This window comes from Arenimonas sp. (genome assembly GCF_041913985.1).
Taxonomy (GTDB): Bacteria; Pseudomonadota; Gammaproteobacteria; order Xanthomonadales; family Xanthomonadaceae; genus Arenimonas.
Genome location: NZ_JAYSEG010000027.1, coordinates 18,515 through 39,454, shown reverse-complemented (window position 1 = coordinate 39,454; position 20,940 = coordinate 18,515). Strand labels below are relative to the sequence as shown.

General features: G+C 69.6%; 21 protein-coding genes. 13 read left to right on the top strand and 8 right to left on the bottom strand.

From position 1 onward, the window contains the following. Positions 1 to 50: 50 nt before the first annotated feature. Positions 51 to 845, bottom strand: coding sequence for an FHA domain-containing protein (locus ACE3Q2_RS09995; RefSeq protein ID WP_231697317.1), 795 nt, complete (start codon positions 843 to 845; stop codon positions 51 to 53). A gap of 122 nt (positions 846 to 967) precedes the next feature. Here ACE3Q2_RS09995 and ACE3Q2_RS09990 point away from each other — a divergent pair, with 122 nt between their 5' ends. Continuing rightward, positions 968 to 1,297 carry a DUF3301 domain-containing protein gene (locus tag ACE3Q2_RS09990; protein WP_231697318.1) on the top strand — a complete coding sequence of 110 codons (330 nt, stop codon included), beginning with the start codon at positions 968 to 970 and terminating at the stop codon, positions 1,295 to 1,297. A gap of 6 nt (positions 1,298 to 1,303) precedes the next feature. On the opposite strand, the gene ACE3Q2_RS09985 is transcribed toward ACE3Q2_RS09990, so the two are convergent. The 6 genes from ACE3Q2_RS09985 to ACE3Q2_RS09960 form a co-directional block, all read right to left on the bottom strand. Further along, complete coding sequence (locus ACE3Q2_RS09985; protein WP_231697319.1) at positions 1,304 to 1,726, bottom strand: ClpXP protease specificity-enhancing factor; 423 nt, start codon at positions 1,724 to 1,726, stop codon at positions 1,304 to 1,306. Beyond that, entirely contained in the window at positions 1,723 to 2,358 is a 636-nt protein-coding gene (locus ACE3Q2_RS09980) for a glutathione S-transferase N-terminal domain-containing protein (RefSeq protein WP_043801062.1), read from the bottom strand. The genes ACE3Q2_RS09985 and ACE3Q2_RS09980 overlap by 4 nt, the downstream gene beginning before the upstream one ends. A gap of 152 nt (positions 2,359 to 2,510) precedes the next feature. Next, positions 2,511 to 3,248: a cytochrome c1 gene (locus ACE3Q2_RS09975; RefSeq protein WP_231697320.1), complete on the bottom strand. Its 738-nt coding sequence runs from the start codon at positions 3,246 to 3,248 to the stop codon at positions 2,511 to 2,513. Then, positions 3,241 to 4,488 (bottom strand): cytochrome bc complex cytochrome b subunit, encoded by a 1,248-nt coding sequence (locus tag ACE3Q2_RS09970; RefSeq protein ID WP_374473903.1) that lies wholly within the window; start codon positions 4,486 to 4,488, stop codon positions 3,241 to 3,243. The genes ACE3Q2_RS09975 and ACE3Q2_RS09970 overlap by 8 nt, the downstream gene beginning before the upstream one ends. Then, positions 4,488 to 5,093, bottom strand: coding sequence for a ubiquinol-cytochrome c reductase iron-sulfur subunit (gene petA / locus ACE3Q2_RS09965; RefSeq protein WP_231697321.1), 606 nt, complete (start codon positions 5,091 to 5,093; stop codon positions 4,488 to 4,490). Before petA ends, ACE3Q2_RS09970 begins: the two co-directional genes overlap by 1 nt. 134 nt (positions 5,094 to 5,227) lie before the next feature. Next, positions 5,228 to 6,103 (bottom strand): lytic transglycosylase domain-containing protein, encoded by an 876-nt coding sequence (locus ACE3Q2_RS09960; RefSeq protein ID WP_231697322.1) that lies wholly within the window; start codon positions 6,101 to 6,103, stop codon positions 5,228 to 5,230. Positions 6,104 to 6,199: 96 nt separating this feature from the next. Between ACE3Q2_RS09960 and miaB the strand changes: the two genes are divergently transcribed. From miaB to ACE3Q2_RS09910, 10 genes are all read left to right on the top strand, one after another. Next, a complete protein-coding gene (miaB, locus tag ACE3Q2_RS09955; protein ID WP_374473902.1) occupies positions 6,200 to 7,561 on the top strand; it encodes a tRNA (N6-isopentenyl adenosine(37)-C2)-methylthiotransferase MiaB in 1,362 nt (453 codons plus the stop codon). Further along, complete coding sequence (locus ACE3Q2_RS09950) at positions 7,558 to 8,529, top strand: PhoH family protein (protein WP_374473901.1); 972 nt, start codon at positions 7,558 to 7,560, stop codon at positions 8,527 to 8,529. Before miaB ends, ACE3Q2_RS09950 begins: the two co-directional genes overlap by 4 nt. After that, positions 8,526 to 8,987 carry an rRNA maturation RNase YbeY gene (ybeY, locus tag ACE3Q2_RS09945; protein WP_374473900.1) on the top strand — a complete coding sequence of 154 codons (462 nt, stop codon included), beginning with the start codon at positions 8,526 to 8,528 and terminating at the stop codon, positions 8,985 to 8,987. Before ACE3Q2_RS09950 ends, ybeY begins: the two co-directional genes overlap by 4 nt. A 152-nt stretch (positions 8,988 to 9,139) precedes the next feature. Beyond that, positions 9,140 to 9,988, top strand: coding sequence for a transporter associated domain-containing protein (locus tag ACE3Q2_RS09940; protein WP_231697326.1), 849 nt, complete (start codon positions 9,140 to 9,142; stop codon positions 9,986 to 9,988). Continuing rightward, positions 9,975 to 11,168 (top strand): DUF4105 domain-containing protein, encoded by a 1,194-nt coding sequence (locus ACE3Q2_RS09935; RefSeq protein ID WP_374473899.1) that lies wholly within the window; start codon positions 9,975 to 9,977, stop codon positions 11,166 to 11,168. The genes ACE3Q2_RS09940 and ACE3Q2_RS09935 overlap by 14 nt, the downstream gene beginning before the upstream one ends. Before the next feature lie 37 nt (positions 11,169 to 11,205). Continuing rightward, positions 11,206 to 12,204, top strand: a complete 999-nt coding sequence (corA, locus tag ACE3Q2_RS09930; RefSeq protein ID WP_231697327.1) for a magnesium/cobalt transporter CorA — start codon at positions 11,206 to 11,208, stop codon at positions 12,202 to 12,204. 63 nt (positions 12,205 to 12,267) lie between these two features. Beyond that, positions 12,268 to 13,662, top strand: a complete 1,395-nt coding sequence (gene hemN, locus ACE3Q2_RS09925) for an oxygen-independent coproporphyrinogen III oxidase (RefSeq protein ID WP_374473898.1) — start codon at positions 12,268 to 12,270, stop codon at positions 13,660 to 13,662. Between the two features lie 19 nt (positions 13,663 to 13,681). After that, positions 13,682 to 14,431, top strand: coding sequence for a helix-turn-helix domain-containing protein (locus ACE3Q2_RS09920; RefSeq protein WP_231697329.1), 750 nt, complete (start codon positions 13,682 to 13,684; stop codon positions 14,429 to 14,431). Positions 14,432 to 14,506: 75 nt separating this feature from the next. Beyond that, positions 14,507 to 16,786: a nitric-oxide reductase large subunit gene (locus ACE3Q2_RS09915; protein WP_231697330.1), complete on the top strand. Its 2,280-nt coding sequence runs from the start codon at positions 14,507 to 14,509 to the stop codon at positions 16,784 to 16,786. A 137-nt stretch (positions 16,787 to 16,923) separates the two neighbouring features. Continuing rightward, positions 16,924 to 17,985 (top strand): TraB/GumN family protein, encoded by a 1,062-nt coding sequence (locus ACE3Q2_RS09910; protein ID WP_374473897.1) that lies wholly within the window; start codon positions 16,924 to 16,926, stop codon positions 17,983 to 17,985. On the opposite strand, the gene ACE3Q2_RS09905 is transcribed toward ACE3Q2_RS09910, so the two are convergent. Continuing rightward, positions 17,975 to 18,835: an RluA family pseudouridine synthase gene (locus ACE3Q2_RS09905; protein WP_374473896.1), complete on the bottom strand. Its 861-nt coding sequence runs from the start codon at positions 18,833 to 18,835 to the stop codon at positions 17,975 to 17,977. The genes ACE3Q2_RS09910 and ACE3Q2_RS09905 overlap by 11 nt on opposite strands. Positions 18,836 to 18,961: 126 nt before the next feature. On the opposite strand from ACE3Q2_RS09905, the gene ACE3Q2_RS09900 reads away from it, so the two are divergent. Both ACE3Q2_RS09900 and ACE3Q2_RS09895 read left to right on the top strand, forming a co-directional pair. Then, a complete protein-coding gene (locus ACE3Q2_RS09900; RefSeq protein ID WP_374473895.1) occupies positions 18,962 to 19,633 on the top strand; it encodes a Fe2+-dependent dioxygenase in 672 nt (223 codons plus the stop codon). A gap of 82 nt (positions 19,634 to 19,715) precedes the next feature. Beyond that, a complete protein-coding gene (locus ACE3Q2_RS09895) occupies positions 19,716 to 20,930 on the top strand; it encodes an NnrS family protein (RefSeq protein ID WP_374473894.1) in 1,215 nt (404 codons plus the stop codon). The last annotated feature ends 10 nt before the right edge of the window (positions 20,931 to 20,940 follow it).

Sequence of the window (20,940 nt, the reverse complement as noted above, 5' to 3'; positions counted from 1 at the left end):
CTTCGCGAGAAGCTTCGCGGCTGAAGCCGCTCCTACAACAGCAGGTGCAATCAGCCGCGGCTGAGCACCAGCGCCACGATCACCAGCACCGCCGCGGCGGTGAGCATGATCGGCACCCACTTGCTCACGCCGCCGCCACCGGCCGCGGCCGGCGCGGCCTCGGGCGTGGCCAGGCGCGTGGTCTGCTGGGCCATTTCCATGCCCGGCGCCACCAGGATGAAACGCACGGCGTCGAGGCGAAGTTCGTCGCCGGGCTTCAGGAAACCCTGCTGCACGTGCTTGCCGTTGATGAAGGTGCCGTTCGAGGAGCCCAGGTCCTCCACCGACAGGCCGTCCGGCGTGGGCTTGACCAGCGCGTGGCGGCGCGAGATCTCGTCGGCCTGCACGGAAATGTCGGCCTCGGCCGCGCGGCCGATCACCACCGGGCCGGTCACCGGGAACACCTTGCCGAAAACTGCGCCGGACACGCCGCGCAGCACGTACTTGGGCACCGCCATGCGCACGCGGGTGGCGCCGGTGTCTTCCTCGGCGGCGCCCGAGGGCGTGGGCGCCGAGCGCGCGGCCTCCACCACGGCGAAGCGCGCCTGCACCGGGCCGATGCCGATCTGGTCGCCGGCGCGCAGCGCCATGATGTCGGCCACCGGCTTGCCGTTCACCGTCACCGCGCCGCCGCCCGCGGGCACCTGCAGGTTGGCGCCGGTGCTGGTGACGTGGATTTCGCAGTGCAGCGGCGCGACGCCGGGCTCGGACAGCACCACCGCGCCTTCCGCGCCGGAGCCGATGCGGTTCACGCCGTGGCTGAGCAGCACCTGCGCGTGTTCGCCATTGGGAAACACCAGTTTCATCTTCGCTCTCCTGCGAATCGGCGTGGCCGTCCGGCCAAGGTCCGCGCCTATCTTAGCCATGTGAAGGCAAGGCGGGCAGGGGGCGGCTTGTGGGCCGGCCGCGGCGTCCCCACACTGCAGGCATGCTCTCGACCCTGATCGTTTCCGCGCTGGCCATGGGCCTGCTGGTTTTCTGGTTTGCCGGCCGTGCCGCGGCGGAAACCGCCACTGTCATCGGACAGCGCGCCTGCGCACGCGCCGGCGTGCAATGGCTCGACCAGAGCGTGCACCTGCTGGCCATCCGGGTGCGGCGCGGGCCGGACGGCTGGCTGGGCCTGGAGCGCCACTTCGGCTTTGAATACTCCACCGGCGGCGAAGACCGCCACGCCGGCCGCATCGTGCTGCACGGGCGCCAGCTGCGCGCCCTGGCCGGGCCGATGCCGCCGGGCCCCGCGGGCCCGACCCTGGACTGAGCGGCCTTACTTCACCACGCGCAGGTGGCTGCGGCGCGGCGGCTCGCCGCCCGCGTCCGGCCCCGACGGCGGCTCCGGGCCGTCATCGTCGATCGAACCGCCGTCGTCGGGCAGCATCATGCCCTGCCCCGTTTCCTGGGCGTAGATGGCCATCACCGCCGACACCGGCACGATGACCGACTGGCTGACGCCGCCGAAGCGCGCCATGAAGCGCACTTCGTGGTTGTCGATGGCCAGGTGGGCGACGGCGCGCGGGGCGATGTTGAGCACCACCCGCCCGTCCTTCACCGACGACGCGGGCACCTGCACCCCGTCCCGGCCGGCATCCACCAGCAGGTAGGGCGTCATCCCGTTGTCGTTGATCCACTCGTTGAGGGCCCGCAGCAGGTAGGGGCGGTTGGAACCCATGCGGGTCGTGCTTTCGGTCATTGAGGGAGTTCGCGCAGCGCCTTTTCTTCCGGCGTAAGGCTACGCAGGTAAGCCGGGTTGCGGAAGATGCGGTTGCCGTAGTCCTCGATCAGCTTGGCTTCCTTGGGCAGCTGCACGCCCAGCGCCGGCAGGCGCCAGATGATGGGCGCGATGGCGCAGTCGGCCAGGCTCATCTCCGGGTTGAGGAAGAACTTCGAGGCCTTGAACAACGGCAGCGAGGCCAGCAGCAGCTCCTTCAGGCGCTTGCGGCCGGCGTCGGCCTGGGCCTTGGTGCCATGCTGCACGGCCTGCACGTGCGGCACCCATTCGTGCTCCAGGCGCAGCATGGCCAGGCGCAGGCGGGCGCGAGAAAGCGGGTCCACCGGCATCAGCGGCGGGTGCGGGTAGCGTTCGTCCAGGTACTCCGACACCACCGAGGCGGCGTAGAGCACCAGGTCGCGGTCCACCAGGGTGGGCACCGAGTGGTAGGGGTTGAGGTCCACCAGGTCTTCCGGCGGGCTGGCCGGGTCCACCGGCACCAGCTCGTAGGTGACGCCCTTGGCCGCCAGCACCAGCCTGACGCGGTGGCATACGACGCAATCACGGGCGGAAAACAGGGTCAGGGCGTTGCGGATACGCGGACTGGCTGCCATCAAGGGATCCCCCAGGGCGCCGCCAGCCCCTGCCGGCGGTCGTCGTGAAGGCTTAACCCTGCCCGAAACGGCCGGTTTCCCGCAAGCCGGGGCACCCGGAAAAGCAAAGGGCCGCCCGAAGGCGGCCCCAAGCCACTGATTCCACGGGGAAATCAGTGCACGTCGCGCCAGTATTCCAGCTTCAGCAGGTAGGCGATGAACGTGAAGAAGCCCAGGAACAGCAGCACCCAGACGCCGACGGACTCGCGCTTGAGCGCGGCCGGCTCGGCCACGTACTGCAGGAAGGCGCTGATGTCGCGGGCCACCCGGTCGAACTCCTCCGGGCTCAGCCGGCCCGGGCTGGCGAGCTCGAGGCGGGTGATGTGGCTCTGGCCGTCGGCGCCCTGGTCGTACACCGGGCGCTGGATGCCCTGCAGGTCCCAGAGCACGTTCGGCATCGAGGCACCCGGGAACACGGTGTTGTTCCAGCCCAGCGGGCGGGTTTCGTCGATGTAGAAGCCCTTGATGTACGAGTACACGTAATCCGGGCCGCCGAGCTTGGCGCGGGCGATCAGGCTCAGGTCGGGCGCGGCCTTGCCGAACCAGGCATTGCCGTCGCCGGTGTTGATGCCGGTGTTGATGTTCTCGCCGATCTTGGCGTGGGCCGGCATCAGGTTCTGTTCCACCAGCTCCGGGCTCAGCTCCAGGTCCGAGGCGATCCGCGAGTAGCGGTGCATGGACAGGGCGTGGCAGCCGGCGCAGTAGTTCATGAACAGGCCGGCGCCGCGCTGCAGCGAGGCCTTGTCGCTGAGGTCGGTACCCGAGGTCTCGAGCTTCGGACCGGCACCGGCCGCGAGGCCGATCGCCGGCACCAGGGCCAGCAGGAGGGCAATGAGGCGCAGCTTAGTCATGCGAGGGCACCCGCTCGGGAACGGCCTTGGTCTGGCCCATGGCGGACCAGAACGGCATGGTGATGAAGAACAGGAAGTAATAGCCGGTCAGGACCTGGGCCACCAGCTTCTGGGTGTCCGAGCCCGACTGCGCGCCGAGCCAGCCCAGCACCACGAAGGCGACGCAGAAGATCGTGATCAGGATCTTGTGCAGCATCGGGCGGTAGCGGATGGACTTGACCTTGCAGCGGTCGAGCCAGGGCAGCGCGAACAGGATCATGGTGGCGCCGCCCATCACCATCACGCCGAGCAGCTTGTCGGGGATGGCGCGCAGCATCGCGTAGAACGGGGTGAAGTACCACACCGGCTTGATGTGCGCCGGGGTCACCAGCGGGTCGGCCGCGATGAAGTTGTCCCACTCCAGGAACCAGCCGCCCATCGCCGGGGCGAAGAAGACGATGAAGGCGAAGATCATCAGGAAGAAGCCGGCGCCGAACAGGTCCTTCACCGTGTAGTACGGGTGGAAGGGGATGCCGTCCTTGGGCTTGCCGGTGTCCTTGTCCTTGACCTTCTTGATGTCCACGCCCTCGGGGTTGTTCGAACCCACTTCGTGCAGGGCGCCCAGGTGCAGGACCACCAGCAGCAGCAGCACCAGCGGCAGCGCGATGACGTGCAGGGCGAAGAAGCGGTTCAGGGTGGCGTCGGCGACCAGGTAGTCGCCGCGGATCCACTCGGTCAGCTCGACGCCGACCACCGGGATGGCGCCGAACAGGTTGATGATCACCTGCGCGCCCCAGTAGGACATCTGGCCCCAGGGCAGCACGTAGCCCATGAAGGCTTCGGCCATGAGCACCAGGAAGATGACCACGCCCAGCACCCAGACCAGCTCGCGCGGCTTCTGGTACGAGCCGTAGATCAGGCCGCGGAACATGTGCAGGTACACCACCACGAAGAACAGCGAAGCGCCCGTGGAGTGCATGTAGCGGATGAGCCAGCCCCACTCGACGTCGCGCATGATGTACTCGACCGAGGCGAAGGCCTCGGCGGCGGACGGCTTGTAGTGCATCGTCAGGAAGATGCCCGTGACGATCTGGTTGACCAGCACCAGCATGGCCAGCGAGCCGAAGTAGTACCAGACGTTGAAGTTCTTCGGAGCGTAGTACTCCGACATGTGCTTCTTGTACGCCGGGATCAGGCCGGGGGTGCGCTCGTTGAACCAGCCCACGACGCCCTCGACGGAGCGGGAGATCATGTTGGCCATTACGCGGCTCCCTCGGGCGCGACGCCCACGACCAGATGGTTGTCGTCGACGAAGTGGTAGGGCGGGACCTCGAGGTTCGAAGGCGCGGGCACGCCCTGGAACACGCGGCCGGCCAGGTCGAAGCGCGAGTTGTGGCACGGGCAGTAGAAGCCGCCCTGCCACTCGCTGTCGAAGGCCTGCGGCTGCAGTTCCGGCACGTAGCTCGGCGAGCAGCCCAGGTGAGTGCAGATGCCGACGATGACGGCGAGCTCGGGCTTGATCGAGCGGCCCTCGTTCTTGGCGAAGGCCGGCGTCTGGTCGGCGTTCTCCGAGTCCGGGTCACGCAGGCGGTCGTTGAGCTTCGGCAGCGCGGCCAGCTGTTCCGGCGTGCGCTTGAAGATCCACACCGGCTTGCCGCGCCACTGCACAATCATGCGCATGCCCGGCTCGAGGTCGATCTTGCTGATGTCGACGTCGACCGGCGCGCCGGCCGTCTGGGCCCGGGCGCTGGGCTTCCAGGAACTGATGAACGGCACCGCGGCGAACCCCACGCCCACCGCGCCGACCACGGCGGTGCTGGCAGTCAGGAAGCGGCGACGCCCCGTGTTGACCCCTTCGTTAGCCATCCGGCTCTCCGAAAACTCTTGCTAAGTGGCTGAAAGACAACATGCACGGCCCACCGGGCCGGCAAAGACGCGCAATTGTAGCGGACGCGGCGCGAGAGCGACAACGGCGGCGGCACGACCGCCCGCGCCGGGCCTCACTGGGCCGTCAGGGCCCCGCGGTAGCGCTCGGCCAGCTGGCCGACGCGTTCGACGTAGCGCTGGGTCTCGGCATAGGGCGGCACGCCGCCGTGGCGGTCCACCGCGCCCTCGCCGGCGTTGTAGCCGGCCGCCGCCAGGGTCAGGTTGCCCTGGTAGCGCTTGAGCAGCCAGGCCAGGTACTGCACGCCGCCGCGGATGTTCTGGGCCGGGTCGAACACGTCGGAGACGCCGAAGCGGCTGGCCGTGGCCGGGATCAGCTGCATCAGGCCCTGGGCGCCGGCATGCGAGACGGCGTTGGGGCGGAAGGCCGATTCGGCGTGGATGATCGCCCGCACCACCGCCTCTTCCACGCCGAACTCCTGGGCGGCGGCCTTCACCTCGCCCGAATAGGCGTCGAGGTTGAGGCGCACGGTGCCGAAATCGACGCCCGGCAGCAGGCCGCAGGCGTAGCAGGTCTCGACGTAGCTGAACAACATCTGCGCGCCGCTGCCGGCCGGGCGCACGTTGGTGTAGTGGGTGACGCCGTCGCGCTCGTACTTGTAGACCGCGCCGCGGGTGACCCGGGCGCCGGCGCTGGCATCGGCCGCCGCCAGCGACTGGCCGGCGCTGGCCGTGCGGAAGCTCACCGGGGCCGCGGCGGGGCGGCTGCCACCCCCGCCGCCATTCGCCGCCGCGGCCGAAGGCGCCGCGGCCCGGGGCCGGGCGTCGGCCTGGCTGAAGGTGGAGACCACCTTGCAGCTGGCGCCGGCGATCTTCTGGCCGGTGTAGTTGGGGATGCCGTCGGCGCCGGTGCAGCGGTAGAGCGTGCCCGCCGCGGCCGGGAAGGCGGCGGCGGCCAGCAGGCAGGCCAGCAGGGCGGGACGGAGGGTCATGGGCGCGAGGTTTACTCCTGCCGGGGCCGCTTGCCAAGTGGCCCCCCTCCCCCGCGCTACACTATTGCCCCCCTCCGGAACGGATTAACCGCCGCCATGCCCGGGACTTCGCCTGCCAAGGGCAAGCTCTACATCAAGACCCACGGTTGCCAGATGAACGAGTACGACTCGGCCCGCATGGCCGACGTGCTCGCCGCCGAACACGGCCTGGAACTGACCCAGGACGAGGCCGAGGCCGACGTCATCCTGGTCAACACCTGCTCGATCCGCGAAAAGGCCCAGGAGAAGGTGTTCTCCCAGCTGGGCCGCTGGAAGCACCTGAAGAAGGACAAGCCGGTGCTGATCGGCGTCGGCGGCTGCGTGGCCAGCCAGGAGGGCGAGGCCATCCTCCGGCGCGCGCCCTTCGTCGACCTGGTGTTCGGCCCGCAAACCCTGCACCGCCTGCCCGGCATGATCGACGCCCGCCGCGACAGCGGCCGGCCGCAGGTGGACGTGAGCTTCCCCGAGATCGAGAAGTTCGACCGCATGCCCGAGCCGCGCGCGGAGGGGCCCACGGCCTTCGTCTCCATCATCGAGGGCTGCTCGAAGTACTGCTCGTTCTGCGTGGTGCCCTACACCCGCGGCGAGGAGGTGAGCCGGCCCTTCGACGACGTGCTGCTCGAATGCGCGCAGCTCGCCGCCCAGGGCGTGCGCGAGATCCACCTGCTCGGCCAGAACGTCAACGCCTACCGCGGCGCCACCGCCGACGGCGACGAGGCCGACCTGGCCCTGCTCATCCGCGCCATCGCCCAGATCGAGGGCGTGGGCCGCATCCGCTACACCACCTCGCACCCGGTGGAATTCACCGACGCGCTGATCGAAGCGCACCGAGACGTGCCGCAGCTGGCCAGCTTCCTGCACCTGCCCGTGCAGTCGGGTTCGGACCGCATCCTGGCGGCCATGAAGCGCGGCCACACCGCGCTCGAGTACAAGGCCAAGATCCGCCGCCTGCGCGAGGCCAAGCCCGGCATCGTGATCAGCTCCGACTTCATCGTCGGCTTCCCCGGCGAGACCGAGCGCGACTTCGAGGCCACGATGAAGCTCATCGAGGACGTCGGCTTCGACCAGAGCTTTTCGTTCGCCTACTCGCGCCGCCCCGGCACGCCGGCCGCCAACCTGCACGACGAGGTGCCGGCCGAGGTGGCCAACGCCCGCCTGCAGCGCCTGCAGGCTGCCATCAACGCCAACGCGCGCAGGATTTCCGAAGCCATGGTCGGCACCATCGAACGCGTTCTGGTGGAAGGCCCCAGCGCCAAGGACCCGGCCGAGCTCACCGGCAAGACCGAAAACATGCGCAACGTGAACTTCCCGGGCCATCCGCGCCTGGTGGGCCGGTTCGTCGACCTGCGCATCACCGAGGCGCGCACCAATTCGCTGCGCGGCGAAGTGGTGGCGGTGGCCGGGGAGGCGCTGGCATGAGAAAGCGCGGCCAGCGCGATTTCGCGCTCGAACCCGAGGACAACGTCCGCCTGGCGAACCTGTGCGGCCCCACCGACGAGCACCTGCGCCTGGTGGAGCTGCGCCTGGGCGTGGAAGTGGCCAACCGCGGCCACGTGTTCCGCGTCACCGGCGACGAGGCCGCGGTGGAAGCGGCGGAAAAGCTGCTGCGCGCGCTCTACGAGGAAGCCGCGTTCGAAACCCTGGACCCGCACAAGATCCACCTGCGCATGGGCCAGGCCAACCTCGAGCGGCTCGACCAGGGCCATTCGCCGCAGGAAGTGACCATCCGGGTCAAGCGCGGCACCGTGCGCGGCCGCGGCGCCAACCAGGCGAAGTACCTGCACGCCATCGCCACCCACGACATCAACTTCGGCATCGGCCCGGCCGGCACCGGCAAGACCTTCCTGGCCGTGGCCATGGCGGTCGAGGCCCTGAACGAAAGCCGCGTGCAGCGCCTGCTGCTGGTGCGCCCGGCGGTGGAGGCCGGCGAGAAGCTCGGCTTCCTGCCCGGCGACCTGAGCCAGAAGGTCGACCCCTACCTGCGCCCGCTCTACGACGCGCTGTACGAGATGCTGGGCGTGGAGAAGGTGGCCAAGCTGCTCGAGCGCAACGTCATCGAGATCGCCCCGCTGGCCTACATGCGCGGCCGCACGCTCAACGACGCCTTCATCATCCTCGACGAGGCGCAGAACACCTCCATCGAGCAGATGAAGATGTTCCTCACCCGCATCGGCTTCGGCTCCACCGCGGTGATCACCGGCGACCTGAGCCAGATCGACCTGCCCAAGCACCAGAAGTCCGGCCTGCGCGACGCCATCGACGTGCTGCGCGGGGTGGAGGGCATCAGCTTCACCTTCTTCACCGCCCACGACGTGGTACGGCATCCGCTGGTGGCACGCATCGTCCGGGCTTACGATGCCCGCGACGGCAAGGAGTCGCAGGAATGACCAAGGGTCCGGTGCAGCTCGATGTCGGCGTCAGCTACGGCCTGCCCCGCAAGGGCCTGCCGAGCGCCGCCAGTTTCCGCAAATGGGCCGCCGCGGCCGCCCAGGGGCGCATCCGGCGCGCCGACCTGGCCATCCGGCTGGTGGACGCCAAGGAGGGCCGGGCCCTGAACCGGCACTACCGCGGCAAGGACTACGCCACCAACGTGCTCAGCTTCCCGGCCGACCTGCCCGAGGGCGTCGACCTGCCCCTGCTCGGCGACCTGGTCATCTGCGCCCCGGTGGTGGCCAAGGAGGCCCAGGACCAGGGCAAGTCCCTGGCCGCCCACTACGCCCACCTCACCGTGCACGGCGTGCTGCACCTGCTGGGCATGGACCACGAGGACGAGCGGGAGGCCGAGGCCATGGAACGGCTCGAGCGCGAGATCCTGGCGGGCTTGGGCCTGCCGGATCCTTATTGAAGCGAAGGTACCAGGTTCATTTTCCCGGGTTGGGAGCCGGCATTTGCCAGACCCCAATCCGGGAAAATGAACCTGGTACCTGGGAAAATGAACCTGGTACGTCTCTCGGGTAGAATCGGGCACTCCGCCGCCGTGGCGCCTGCCCTGCCGAGATGTCCGAAGATTCCCCTAGTAGCCCGCCGGAACGCCGCTCCTGGCTTGATCGCCTGAGCCTGGCCTTTTCCGGCGAACCCCGGACCAGGGAAGACCTGGTCGAGATCCTGCGCGAGGCCCAGGCCAACGGCCTGCTCGGCGCCGATACCCTGAAGATGCTCGAGGGCGCCCTGTCGGTGTCCGAGCAGCAGGTCGGCGACATCATGGTGCCCCGCTCGCAGATGGTGTCCCTGCCCGTGGACGCGAAGTTCATGGACCTGATGCGGATGGTGGTCGAATCCGGCCACAGCCGCTTCCCCGTGCACGGCGAGGACCGCGACGAGATCCTCGGCATCCTGCTGGCCAAGGACCTGCTGCGCGGCATGGTGGCCGACGGCGGTCCCGGCAGCGTGCGCGAACTGCTGCGCCCGGCGGTGCTGATCCCCGAGTCCAAGCGCCTGAACGTGCTGCTCAAGGAATTCCGGCTCTCGCGCAACCACATGGCCATCGTGGTGGACGAACACGGCGGCGTCGCCGGCCTGGTCACCATCGAGGACGTGCTCGAGCAGATCGTCGGCGAGATCGACGACGAGCACGACGACGCCGACGAGGCCAAGCTCATCGCCGCCCAGGCCGACGGCCAGTTCATGGTCGACGCGCTCACCCCCATCGGCGACTTCAACGACCAGTTCGGCGCCGATTTCCCGGACGACGAATACGACACCATCGGCGGCCTGGTCACCGCGGCCATCGGCCACCTGCCCGAGGCGGGCGAGGAGCTGGCCCTGGGCCGCTTCCACTTCCGCGTCGGCCGCGCCGACCGCCGCCGCGTGCATACCTTCGTGGTGAGCGTGCATGCAGAAGCCTGAGCGGCGCCGCGGCGCGGCCGCCCTGCCGATGCTCCTGCTGCTGTGCCTGGCCTGGCTGCTGCCCGGCCTGGCCGCGGCCGCGCCGCGCATCGGCGTGCTCACCATGGAGCCGGGCGAGGTCTTCTGGGAACGCTTCGGCCACAACGCCATCGTCGTGGACGACCCGGCCGGCCCCGGCCCGCTGTCCTACAACTTCGGCTTCTTCGACCTCGACGAACCCGGCTTCCACTGGAACTTCGTGCGCGGCCGCATGAACTACCGGCTGGAAGTGCTGTCGCTGTCGCAGGACCTGTACGGCTACGAACGCGCCGGCCGCGGCGTGGTGGTGCAGTGGCTCGACCTGTCGCCGGAACAGGCCACGGCGCTGGCCGCCGCCCTGGCCGTGCACGCCCGCCCGGAGAACGCCCGCTACACCTACGACTACTACACCGCCAACTGCTCCACCAAGGTGCGCGACGCGCTCGACGAGGCCCTCGACGGCGCGCTAAAGGCGCAGCTCTCCGGCCGCTCGCAGGGCAACACCTTCCGCAGCGAATCGCTGCGCCTGGCCGCGCCGGCGCCGTGGATGGCCGTGGGTTTCCACGTCGGCCTGGCCGGTTACGCCGACCGCCCGCTGTCGCGCTGGGAGGAGTCGTTCATCCCCATGCGCCTGCGCGACGCGCTGCGCGAAGTGAAGCTCGCCGACGGCCGCCCGCTGGTGGCCCGCGAGGAATCCGTGCTGCCGCACCGCATCGGCCAGCCGCCCGCCGAGGCCCCGCGCCTGCGCGGCCAGGCTTTCCTGGCCGGCCTGGCGCTGGCCGGCCTGGTGCTGTGGGCCGGCCGCCGCGCGCCGCGCGCGCTGGCCGTCGGCGCCCTGGCCTTCTGGACGGTTGCCGGCCTGGCCGGGCTGACCCTGGCCTTCCTGTGGCTGGGCACCGCCCACGTGGCCGCGCACGGCAACGAGAACCTGCTGCTGCTCAGCCCGCTCTGCCTGGCCCTGCTGCCCGGCGCCTGGGCGCGCCTGCGCCGCCGCGAACCCGGGCGCGGCTTCCGGCCGCTGCTGTGGCTGGTGGCCGGCGGCGCCGCGGTGGCGGGCTTCATGAAGTTCCTGCCCTTCCTGCCGCAGCAGAACGTGGAATGGGTGCTGCTGCTCCTGCCGCTGCACTGGGCGCTGCTGCGCACCTTCGACCCGAAGCGCTGACCTTGCCCGCGGGCCCATGCCGGCCGATGATGCCGGCATGGAGAATTCCCTGAAGCCCTCGCCCGCCTGCGTGGTGAACTGCGTCCGCTACGACCGCGACGGCAGCCGCCGCGACATCACCCTCGACCAGATCAGCGACGTGCTGGCCGTCGACGACGGCAGCTTCGTCTGGGTGGGCCTGTACGAGCCCGAGGAATCGCTGCTCGACAAGCTGCAGGAGGAATTCGACCTGCACGACCTGGCCATCGAGGACGCCCACCACGCGCACCAGCGGCCGAAGATCGAGGCCTACGGCAATTCCCTGTTCATCGCCGTGCACACCGCGCAGGCCACGGAAGGCAAGGTCTCGTTCGGCGAAACCCACATCTTCGTCGGCCAGCGCTACCTGGTCACCGTGCGCCACGGCACCTCGCTGTCGTACAACACGGTGCGCGCCCGCTGCGAGCGCGAACCCGAGCTGCTGGCCATCGGCCCGGTGTACGGCCTGTACGCGGTGCTCGACTTCATCGTCGACAACTACCTGCCCATCGTCGACGAGTTCCGCGACCAGCTCAACGAGCTCGAGCAGGACATCTTCGCCGAGGCCTTCAGCCGCGAGACGGTGCGCAAGCTCTACGAGCTCAAGCGCGAACTCACCCGGCTGCGGCTGGCGGTGGCGCCCATGCAGGACATCACCGGCCAGCTCACCCGCGTGCACACCCACCTGGTGGGCGAGGAAATGCGCCTGTACCTGCGCGACGTGTACGACCACACCCTGCGCGTGAACGACGCCACCGACACCCTGCGCGAAATGCTCACCGCGGCCATGTCGGTGAACCTGGCCCTGGTCACCGTGGCCCAGGGCGAAGTGGTGAAGCGCCTGGCCGGCTGGGCCGGCCTGCTGGCCGCGCCCACGCTGATCGCCAGCTGGTACGGCATGAATTTCCAGCACATGCCCGAGCTCGGCGGCCGCTACAGCTACGCCATCCTGGTGGGCACCACCGTGGCGGTGGTGGCCGGGTTGTTCGTCGTGTTGCGTCGCGCCAAATGGATCTGAGCGCATACTGCGGCTTGACCGGTGTCAAGGACGCGGCCGGCGCCGGCCGCTAGTCTGCCTGCCATGGCCGCCATCCCTCCCTTCGACGCCGACCTGCTCCGCCGGTACGACCGGCCGGGTCCCCGTTACACCTCCTACCCGACCGCGCCGCAGTTCAAGCCCGGCTTCGGGCCGGCGGAATTCGCCAAGGCGGCGCGCCTGAGCAACGACGACCCGATCCCGCGCCGGCTGTCGCTGTACGCGCACGTGCCGTTCTGCTTCAGCCCCTGCTTCTACTGCGGCTGCAACCGCATCATCACCCGCGACCTGGCCCGCGCCGAAACCTACCTGTCGCGCCTGGTGCGCGAGGTGGCCATGCTGGGCCCGCTGTTCGACCGCGACCGCGAGGTGCTGCAGATCCACCTGGGCGGCGGCACGCCGAACTTCTTCAGCCCCACCCAGATCGGCGAGCTGCTCGAGAGCCTCAACACCCACTTCCGCTTCAGCCAGTCGCCGGGGCGTGATTTCTCCATCGAACTCGATCCGCGCTTCATCAACAAGGGCGACATCGAGGCCCTGGCCTTCATGGGCTTCAACCGCGCCAGCCTGGGCGTGCAGGACTTCGACCCGGCCGTGCAGGCCGCGGTGAACCGCATCCAGTCGGTGGAGGAAACCCAGGCGGTGATCGACGACTGCCGCAGGCACGGTTTCCGCTCGGTCAACGTCGACCTCATCTACGGCCTGCCGCGCCAGACCCGCGAAGGCTTTGGCCGCACCCTCGACACCGTGGTGGCCACCCGCCCCGACCGCCTGGCCATCTACAGCTACGCGCACATGCCGCAGCTGTTCCGCCCGCAGAAGCAGATCGACGAAGCCCTGCTGCCCAGCGCCGAGGACAAGCTCGGCCTGCTGCAGCTGGCCATCGAAAAGCTCTCGGCCGCCGGCTACCGCTACATCGGCATGGACCACTTCGCCCTGCCCGAAGACGACCTGTCGGTGGCCCAGGAGAAGGGCGGCCTGCACCGCAACTTCATGGGCTACACCACCCACGCCGACTGCGACCTGGTGGGCATGGGCGTGAGCGCCATCAGCCACATCGGCGACACTTACAGCCAGAACCCGCGCGACCTTCCCAGCTGGGAGATCGCCATCGACAACGGCCGCCTGCCCACCTGGCGCGGCATGCAGCTCGACGCCGACGACGTGCTCCGGGCCGACCTGATCCAGCAGCTGATGTGCCAGGGCGAGGTGGACATCCCCGAGCTCGAGGAGCGCCACGCCATCGACTTCGGCCTCTACTTCCAGGACGACCTGGCCCGGCTGGAGCCCCTGAAGGCCGACGGCCTGGTCGAGGTCTCGGCCACCCGGATCACGGCGACCTCGCGCGGGCGGCTCCTGCTGCGTATCATCGCGGCATGCTTCGACCGCTACCTGCACCAGGCCCAGGCCGAACCCGCCCGCTTCTCCAAGGCCATCTGAGCCTGGCCGGGGCGACCCCGTGACCCCGCCGGCGCACCGCCCGCGGCACAACCCCATCGCCGACGACGGCGACGCCCTGCATTTCTGCAGCACCTGCGCGTTCTCGGACGCCTGCCTGTCGCAGGGCTACGACAAGTCGTCGCTGATGGACCTGCACGTGCTGGTCGAGCACATCGGGCCCTTCCACGAGGGCGAGCACATCTTCCGCGAGGGCGACGAGTTCAACGCCATCGCCGCGGTGCGCGCCGGCACGGTGAAGACCTACGTGCTCGACGCCACCGGCCAGGAGCAGGTGCTGGGCTTCCACCTGCCCGGCGAGATCATCGGCCTCAACGCCATTTCCGAGGCCCGCTACCCCTGCAACGCGGTGGCGCTGGACACGGTGATGCTGTGCCGGTTCTCGTTCCCGAAGATGGCCCTGCTGGCCACCCGCATGCCGGGGCTGCAGGCCCAGCTGTTCCGCCTGCTCAGCCAGGACATCGGCAAGGCCGCCCTGCTGGCCGGCGACTACAGCGCCGACCAGCGCATGGCCGCCTTCCTGGTGGCACTGTCGCGGCGCTTCGCCCAGCGCGGCTTCTCGGCCACGCGCCTGCACCTGACCATGACCCGCACCGACATCGCCAACTACCTGCGCCTGGCCCCGGAAACGGTGAGCCGCGTGCTGCGCCGCCTGCAGGAAGACGGCCTGGTGAAGGTGGAGCGGCGCGAGCTGGAAATCACCAACCCCGCCGGCCTCGAAGAGCTGGCCCGGGCCGTGCTGCGGAACTGAAGGCCACTTGACCTGAGTCAGTGACCGGGAAGGGCCCGGTGACGAGCATGGCGGCATCCTGTCAGGAGAGCCGTCATGAGCAGTACCCGCAAACTATGGACAGCACTCGCCGTCCTGCTCACGGTGTCGTTCGCCGCCCTGCTTTGGGTCGGCAGCGAGATCCACCGTGTCATGCCCCCGATCCCCGAGAAGGTCGTCACGACCTCGGGCGAGGTGGTCTTCACCCGCGATGACATCCAGACCGGCCGCACCGTCTGGCAGTCCATCGGCGGCCAGCAACTGGGCTCGATCTGGGGCCACGGCGGCTACGTCGCCCCGGACTGGACGGCCGACTGGCTGCACCGCGAGGCGGTGGACATCCTCGACCGCTGGGCCCGGGCCGAATACTCCGCCCCCGACTACGCCTCGCTCGGCAAGCCCGAGCAGGCCGCGCTCGAGGCCCGCCTGCAGCAGATGATGCGTGCCAACACCTTCGACGAAGGCAGCGGCACCATCACCATCGACGCCGACCGCCTGGCGGCCATCACCAACGTCTCGGCGCACTACCAGAGCCTGTTCAGCAACGACCCGGCCACCAAGGTGCTGCGCGAGGCCTACGCGATGAAGGACGACACCGTCCCGAACGCCGAGCACCGCCGCCAGATGACCGCGTTCTACTGGTGGACCGCCTGGACGGCCGTCACCGAGCGCCCGGGCAAGGACATCACCTACACCAACAACTGGCCGCATGATCCGACGGTGGGCAACGTGCCGCCGCCGCACCTGCTGACCTGGACGGTGTTCAGCGTGCTGTTCCTGATCGCCGGCGTGGCCCTGCTGGGCTGGCACTACGCCGTCAGCCACGGCAAGGACGAGGAGCCGAAGCTGCCGCTCACCGACCCGCTGGCGCAGGTGGTGGTGACGCCGTCGATGAAGGCCACGGCCAAGTACTTCTGGATCGTGATCGCGCTGTTCCTCACCCAGATCCTGCTGGGCGCGGTGACCGCGCACTACCAGGTGGAAGGCCAGGAAGCCTACGGCTTCGCGCTTTCCGAGATCCTGCCCTACTCGCTCACGCGCACCTGGCACACGCAGCTGGCGGTGCTGTGGATCGCCACGGCCTGGCTGGGCATGGGCCTGTACATCGGCCCGGCCATCTCCGGCCATGAGCCGAAATACCAGGCGCTGGGCGTGAACGTGCTCTGGGTCTGCCTCATCATCATCGTGGTCGGTTCGTTCGCGGGCCAGTGGTTCGCGGTGATGCAGAAGCTCGGCCTCGAGAAGAACTTCTGGTGGGGCCACCAGGGCTGGGAATACGTGGACCTGGGCCGCTTCTGGCAGTGGTTCCTGTTCCTGGGCCTGGGCATCTGGCTGACCCTGGTGGGCCGCTGCCTGGTGCCGGCCATCCGCAAGGGCGGCGAGTCGAAGTCCATCACCACCCTGCTCTTCCTCTCCACCGTGGCGATCGGCCTGTTCTACGGCGCCGGCCTGCTGTGGGGCGAGCACACGCACCTGTCGATGGTTGAATACTGGCGCTGGTGGGTGGTGCACCTGTGGGTCGAAGGCTTCTTCGAAGTGTTCGCCACGGCCGTCATCGCCTTCCTGTTCACCAAGCTGGGCCTGATCAAGGTGAAGACGGCCACGGTGGCGGTGCTGTTCGCGACCATCGTGTTCATGGCGGGCGGCGTGCTGGGCACCCTGCACCACCTGTACTTCACGGGCACCCCGACGGCGGTGATCGCGCTGGGCGCTTCGTTCTCGGCGCTGGAAGTGGTGCCGCTGGCCTACGTGGGCTTCGAGGCCTACCACACCTACAAGCTGGGCCATGCCACGCCGTGGATGCAGCGCTACAAGTGGCCGATCCTGTTCTTCACCGCGGTGGCGTTCTGGAACCTCGTCGGTGCGGGCCTGTTCGGCTTCCTCATCAACCCGCCGCTGCCGCTGTACTACATGCAGGGCCTGAACCTGACCCCGCTGCACGGCCACACGGCGCTGTTCGGTGTGTACGGCATGCTGGGCATCGGCCTGATGCTGTTCTGCCTGCGCGGCATGAAGCCGAACGCGATCTGGCCGGGAGCGCCGCTGCGCACCGCCTTCTGGGCGATGAACATCGGCCTGGCGGGCATGGCGCTGTTCACCCTGCTGCCGATCGGCATCCTGCAGCTCAACGCGGCGATCGGCGAAGGCTACTGGTTCGCGCGCTCGGCCGAGTTCATGCAGCGGCCGATCATCGACATGCTGGTGTGGATGCGCGTTCCGGGCGACACGATCTTCAGCGTCGGCGCCCTGTCGCTGGCCTGGTTCGTGCTGCGCCTGTGGATCGCGCCCCGCACGGCCCCGGCCAAGGTGGAGGGAGGCGTCGAGACCGCGCGCTAAGGATGGCGCATCCCCGGGTTCGACAACCCTCGACGGGGCCGCATTGCGGCCCCGTTTTTTTCCGCCGCGCCCTGCGATAACCATGGTTTAACGCAGGCCCCACTAGGCTTCGCGCACCGCCCCTCGAGACCCTTCGGATGAGCCAGCGTTTGCGGACAGGCCTGCTTGCGTCACTGCTGCTGCTCGGGAACGCCGCGCATGCGGACACGGCCCCGGAGGAACCGCCCGCGACGCTCGCCGAGGTTGAAGTCACCGGCGTGATGCCTGGCCCCGGGCTGTGGCAGGTTCGCCGCGACGACCACGTGCTCTGGCTGGTCGGCAGCCTCAGCCCGGTGCCCCGCCGCATGCAGTGGCAGTCCGCGGAAATAGACGCGCGCCTGGCCGAAGCCGATGCCGTCCTGGAAGCCCCCGGCGTTTCAGTCACCACGGGCCGCGGCATGCTGCACGCGATGACGCTGCTGCCCTCGGCCCTCGGCGCCCGCAAGCTGCCCGACAACAAGACCTTGTCCGATGTGCTGGCGCCTGAGCTGCATGCGCGCTGGAGCGCGCTGAAGGCCGAGTACATCGGCCGCGACCGCGGCATCGAACGCTGGCGGCCGGTGTTTGCCGCGGAAAAGCTGTACAGCAAGCGGGTCGAACGCGCCGGCCTTTCCTTCGATTCCCCGGCCAGCGGCCACGTGTACGAAGCTGCAAAGCGCCGAAAGCTGCCGCGCATCCCGGTCACGCTGGTGATCACCATCGATGATCCGCGCCAGGCCCTGCGCGAATTCAAGCAGGGCGATCTCGACGACGTCGAATGTTTCGAGCGCACGCTTCGCCACCTGGAGGGTGACGTCACCCTGCTGTCCGACCGCGCCAGGGCGTGGGCGACCGGCGACATCGAAGCGCTGCGCACGCTGCACGATTCCTATCCGGCGGGCGCCTGCATCACCGCGCTGCTGGACGCCCCGGTCCTTCGCCAGCGCGGCGTCGACGACGTGCGCGCGAAAATGCAGGCCAGGTGGGTGGAGGCGGCGGAGCAGGTGCTGGCCGAACACCGCACGACGGTCGGCGTGGTGCCGATCTCCCTGCTCCTCGCCGACGACGGCGTCCTGGCGACGCTCGCCGCGCGCGGCTATCGCGTGATCGGGCCGGACGAAGAGACCTTCGACGAGGCGCCCGGAACCCTCGCGGCCGAAGCCGCGCCGGTCACGCCCTGAGCCGGAAGCGGCTGGCGAAGCACCGCGTTTCGGCGGTGACGGGGTCGACGAACTCCAGCCGCTTCGCCAGCAGTTGAAGCGGCGCCGAATAGTCACCCGGCCCGCGATGGGCTACCGAGGGATACAGCGGATCGCCCACGATCGGCGCCCCCAGCGCCGCCATGTGCACGCGCAGCTGGTGCTTGCGGCCGGTGACCGGCGACAGGGCGTAACGCCACATGCCCTCGCCACGCTCGATCACATCAATGCGGGTTTCGCTGTTCGGCGGGCCGTCGCTCTCCTGCATGCGGTGGAAGGGCTCGCCGGGCACGATGCGGCTGCGGCGCACCCGCGGGAATTCCAGGCCCGGCAGCGCCGGCGCGATCGCCTCGTAGCCCTTATCGATGCGGCGCTCGCGGAACAGCGCCTGGTAGGCCGCACGGGTGCGCGGGTTCGCCGAGAACAGCACCAGCCCGGCGGTGTCGCGGTCGATGCGGTGCAGCGGCACCAGGCCGGGGTTGCCGGTGCGGCGGATGAGCCGGCCCAGCAGGGTTTCGTGCACGTGCGCGCCGGTGGGCGCCACCGGCAGGAAGTGCGGCTTGTCGGCCACCAGCAGGTCGGCGTCGGCGTGCAGCACGGTTTCCTCGAAGGGAATGCGTGGCTCCTCGGCCACCTCGCGGTAGTAGTGCACTTCCAGCCCGACCCGGTACGGCGTGTCCGGCGCCAGCGGCCGGCCGGAAGAATCCAGCACCCGGCCACGCGCCATGCGGTCCAGCCACTGCGCACGCGGCACCGCCCGGAATCGCGCGCACAGGCCCTCGAGCACCGTGGCCCAGGGCCCAGGCGGCAGCTGCAGCCTGCTGGCGGCCAATCCTTCAATGGCGGGGGGACGATTTCGCACCGCGCCAGTGTGCCAGCCGCGCACCGGCGGTAGTGGCGCCCCGGCGCGAGGCCCTACACTGGGCCCTGGAAACCCGCGAACGCCACGAGCCCCGCCATGATCCTGACCCTGCCGGAACTGATCACCCCCGACGAACTGGTGCTGATCAAGCGGCTCGCCGCCACCGTCGCCTTCACCGACGGCAAGGCCACCACCGGTGAGCTGCTGCAGAAGGCCAAGAACAACCAGCAGATCCCCTGGAACCACCCGGTGATGAAGGAAATCTCCGCCGTGGTCATGCAGGCCCTGGGCCGCTGCGACGCCTTCATGGGCATCGCCCACCCGCGCCGGCTGGCGGCCATGCTGGTCAGCCGCTACCAGCCGGGCATGGCCTACGGCCTGCACGTGGACGCGCCGATCATGGGCGAACCCAACCACGTGCGCAGCGATGTTTCTTTCACCCTGTTCCTGAACGAGCCCGACGCCTACCAGGGCGGCGAGCTGGCCTTCGAAACCGGCAGCGGCGAATCGGCCTACAAGCTGCCCGCCCGCTCGGCCATCTGCTACCCCACCGGCCAGCTGCACCGCGTGCGGCCGGTGGAACAGGGCGAACGCCTGGCCGTGGTGGGCTGGGTGCAGAGCCTGGTGCGCGAACCGGCCGTGCGCGAGATGCTGTACGACCTGTCCGAGGCGCGCGACCAGCTGGTGGGCAAGGAAGGCACCCAGCGCGCGCTCGACCTGCTCAACAAGTCCTACTTCAACCTGCTGCGGCGCCACGCCGAACCCTGACCGGGGGCGTTGCGACTGACTTGCATCAAGGCGCGGCCGCGGCCGTGCCCGCACCATGGCGGCACGTTCCCAGGAGCCCGCCATGGCCACCCTGCCGCAAGCCTCTCCCTTCCCGCTGGCCGCCATCGCGGCCGCCCCGCACCGCCTGCTGTTCTTCGTGGGCGCCGCCAACGTGCTGGCCGCCATGGCCTGGTGGACCGGCTGGCTGGGCGGCCTGCTGCCCACGCCCAGCGTGCCCGCCGGCTGGATGCATGCCTTCGTCATGCAGTACCAGGTGCTGCCCGCCTTCATCTTCGGCTTCCTGCTCACCGTTTTCCCGCGCTGGATGGGCCAGGTGGAGGCCAGCCGCTGGCACTACCTGCCGGTGGGCCTGGGCCTGGTGGCCGGCCAGGCGCTGACGCTCGCCGGCCTGCTGTCGGGCTCGGCGCTGCTGCTGCACATCGGCGTGGTGAACACGCTGGCCGGCTGGCTGGCCGCCATGGCCGTGCTGGCCGGCTGGCTGGCGCGCGACCGCAGCGGCAACTGGCACGCGGTGTCGTGCTTCGCGGGGCTGGTGATGGGCCTGGCGGGGCTGCTGGCCTTCGCCGTGTACCTGCACATGCCGCAGGAGCCGCGCCTGGCCTTCGCCATGCTCAAGATCGGCACCTTCGGCCTGCTGGTGCCCATTTATTCGACGGTGGCGCACCGCATGTTCCCCTTCTTCGCCGGCAACGTGGTGGCCGGTTACCGCGCCTGGCGGCCGATGTGGCTGCTGGCCGCCTGCTGGCCGCTGTGGCTGGGCCACCTGGCGCTGGAACTGGCCCACCTCTACCAGTGGCTGTGGCTGGTGGACCTGCCGCTGCTGGCCCTGCACGGCCTGATGCTCTGGCGCTGGTGGCCGCGCGGCAAGGCGCCGGCGCTGCTGCGGGTGCTGTTCGTGGGTTACGCCTGGCTGCCCATCGCGCTTGCGCTGTACGCCGTGCAGAGCCTGTGGTTCCTGGGCACGGGTGAATTCACCCTGGGCCGCGGCCCGGTGCACGCGGTGGCGGTGGGTTTCTTCGGCAGCCTGCTGGTGGCCATGGTGACGCGCGTCACCCAGGGCCATTCGGGCCGGCCGCTGGTGCTGGGGCGCATCCCGGCGCTGGCCTTCATCGGCATGCAGGCCGTGGCGCTGCTGCGCGTGGGTTCGGAGCTGGCCGCGAATCCCGCGCCGTGGTTCCTGGCCGCCGGCCTCGGCTGGCTGCTCGTCTTCCTCCCCTGGGTGCTGCGCTCGCTGTGGATCTACGCCACGCCGCGCATCGACGGCCGCCCGGGCTGAATTCGCAACG